Consider the following 2,983-nt stretch of genomic DNA (forward strand, 5'->3'; position numbering starts at 1 on the left):
GGAGCGTTGGAATTCCTCGCTGCCGCAGCGCGCACCTCCACCTCCCGATCCTGCGCTAACTGAGTCAACGCCTCTGGTGGGGTATTTGGATTTCCGGCCACCGCTTTGCGCACACATTCATACTCATCTCCGGCCAACTGAGTCAACGCCTCTGGTGGGGTATTTGGATTTTCTGCCACTGCAGCGCGCATCACCTGACTCGGATCGTTGGCCAACTGCGCCAATTCCTGTGGCGATGTTTTCTCATTTCTCGCCATCTCTAGACGCTTAGAGAAATCCATTGATCGCTCCTGATGTCCTAAATTCTTCTCTATCTTACTATCGGCGAGCATGAAACGGTAAATACAATAGATAAGACAAATTCACAACCGCTAACATAGACTGCTCTCTAGCTATCTTTCTGGCTCTTTGTGGAGCAAAGAAAAGGCTTCTTGCAGAACATACAGAGAGGAACTGCGGTCTAGCGCCTCGCAGAACAGTTCTGATTGCTTTCCCTTCATCCCCGCTTGGAGCACCTGCAACGGCAAGGGATTTTCTTTATGGTATTCCACCAGGAGCTGAGCTAAAGCGGGGTTGGCTTGCGCCGCTAACTCGAACAACGACTCTGTGGAACGCTTCGAGAAGCTTTCGAGAATTGAAAAGCGAAGACACGGCTCTTGAGCTAACCAGTTTACCGCCTCGACCGGCGTTCGCGGATTCCTCGCCACCGCAGCTCGCACCCCCCAATCCTGATCCTGCGCCAACTGTCTCAACACCTCTGGAGGGGTTTGTGGATTCCTCGCCACCGCATAGCGCACCAATTTATGCTCATCCCTTGCCAACTGAGTCAACACCTCCGGAGGGGTCGTTGGATTTCCAGCCACCGCTAAGCGCACCCATTCATTCTTATCCCCCGCCAACTGCCTCAACACCTCCGTAGGGGTATTTGGATTCTTTGGCACGGCTTCGCGCACCCATTCATCCTTATCCCCCGCCAACTGCCTCAACACCTTCGTAGGGGTATTTGGATTCTTTGCCACCGCTAAGCGCACTTCCCAACACTTATCTTTCGCCAACTGAGTCAACACCTCCGGAGGGGTCGTGGGATCCCCAGCCACCGATTCGCGCACGTCCGGACTCGGATCGTTGGTCAACTGCGCCAATTCCTGTGGCGACGTTTGTGTGTTTGTTGCCATCTCTAGACGCTTAGAGAAATCCATTTATTGCTCCTGATATACTACATTCTTCTCTGTTTTACTATCGGCGAGCATGAGACGCTAAATAAAATAGATAAGACAACGCCGCATCCCCAAACCTGCGGGGAAAAGGTTCCCTCGACGTAAGGAGAGGCTTCCCCCGCAAGGTTATGGTTCTCTCTCAGCCTCTTTGTGGATTAACGAAAAGGCTTCTTTTAGAACGTACAGAGAAGAACTGCGGTCTAGCGCCTCGCAGAACAGTTTTGATTGCTTTCCCTTTAGTCCCGCTTGGAGAACCTGCAAGGGCAAGGGATTTTCTTTATGGTGTTTCACCATAAGCTGGGCTAAATCGTCATTGGCTTGTGCCGCAAACTCGCATAACGACTCAGTTGAACGCTTAGAGAAGCTTTCAATAATATCCTTGTGAAGCGACTTCTCTTGAGCTAACCGGTTTACCACCTCGACCGGCGTGCGCGGATTCCTCGCCACCGCTTGGCGCACCCATTCATGCTTATCCCCCGCCAACTGCGTCAACATCTCCGGAGTCGCATTAGGATGTCGTGCCACCGCCCAGCGCACAGCCTCCTCCCGATCCTGCGCCAACTGAGTCAACTCCTTCGTAGGGGTGTTTGGATTTTTAGCCACCGCTTGGCGCACCCAGTAATTCTCATCCTCTGCCAACTGCCTTAACACCTCCGTAGGGGTATTTGGATTCTCTCCCACCGCACAGCGCACCCCCAAACCCTGATCCTGCGCAAACTGCCTCAACATCTCTGGAGTGGTCTGCCGATTTGCTGCTACCGCAGCGCGCACTTCGCCTGACGCATCCTTCGCGAGTGGAATCAACACCTCCTTAGGAACCTCTGGATTGCTGGCCACCGCAGCCCGCACTTTGTATGCCTTATCCTGTGCCAGTCGAGTCAACGCCTCTGGTGGGGTTTTGGGGTTCCTCGCCACCTCTTCGCGTACCTCCCAATTCCAATCCGCCGCCAACTGAGTCAACTCCTCTGGTGGGGTATTTGGATTTTTAGCCACCGCTATCGCTAGACGCACGTCCGGACTCGGATCGTTGGTCATGCGGTCTAGCGCCTGACGAAACAGTTCTGATTGCTTTCCCTTCAGCCCCGCTTGGAGTACCTGCAATGGCAAGGGATGCTCTTGGTGGTATTCGACCATGAGCTGAGCTAAAGCGGGGTTGGCTTGTGCCGCCAACTCGTATAACGACTCAGTTGAACACTTAGAGAAGCTTTCAATAATCTTCTCGTGAAGAAGCTGATCTAGAGCTAACCGGTTAAGCACCTCGACCGTCATACTCGGATTTCGGATCACCGCACGGCGCACCCAATCGCTCTTATCTCCTGCCAACTGAGTCAACACACTCGTAGGGGTTTTAGGATGTTCTGCCACCGCAGCGCGCACCAATTCATGCTCATCGCCCGCCAACTGCGTCAGCACCCTCGTAGGAGCGTTGGAATTACTCGCCACCCCATAGCGCACATCTAGCTTCTGATCCTGCGCCAACTGAGTCAACACACTCGTAGGGGACTTTGGATTGTCGGCCACTGCTTCGCGCACCAATTCATGCTCATCACCTGCCAACTGCGTCAACACCCTCGTAGGAGCGTTGGAATTCCTCGCTGCCGCAGCGCGCACCTCCACCTCCCGATCCTTCGCTAACTGAGTCAACACCTCTGGTGGGGTATTTGGATTTCTGGCCACCGCAGCGCGCACCCATTCATGCTTATCCCGCGCCAACTGAGTCAACACCTCTGGAGTGGTCTGTGGGTTCTCTGCCACCGCAGCGCGCA

The 2,983-nt window shown here is 54.1% G+C and carries 1 protein-coding gene and 2 pseudogenes; all 3 read right to left on the reverse strand.

Annotation, left to right across the window (positions count from 1 at the left end):
* Window positions 1–281 (reverse strand): annotated as a pseudogene (locus tag Q0721_RS12295) (HEAT repeat domain-containing protein); the annotation flags it as partial.
* Between the two features lie 111 nt (window positions 282–392).
* Complete coding sequence (locus tag Q0721_RS12300; RefSeq protein WP_299030497.1) at window positions 393–1,199, reverse strand: HEAT repeat domain-containing protein; 807 nt, start codon at window positions 1,197–1,199, stop codon at window positions 393–395.
* Window positions 1,200–1,343: 144 nt separating this feature from the next.
* A pseudogene (locus Q0721_RS12305) lies at window positions 1,344–2,983 on the reverse strand (hypothetical protein); the annotation flags it as partial.

Source organism: uncultured Thermanaerothrix sp. (assembly GCF_938028735.1).
GTDB lineage: Bacteria > Chloroflexota > Anaerolineae > Anaerolineales > Anaerolineaceae > Thermanaerothrix.

What these genes read in the sequence shown, in the direction of transcription:
- Q0721_RS12300 (WP_299030497.1), bottom strand. Translation starts at nt 1,199, where the DNA reads ATGGATTTCTCTAAGCGTCTAGAGATGGCAACAAACACACAAACGTCG.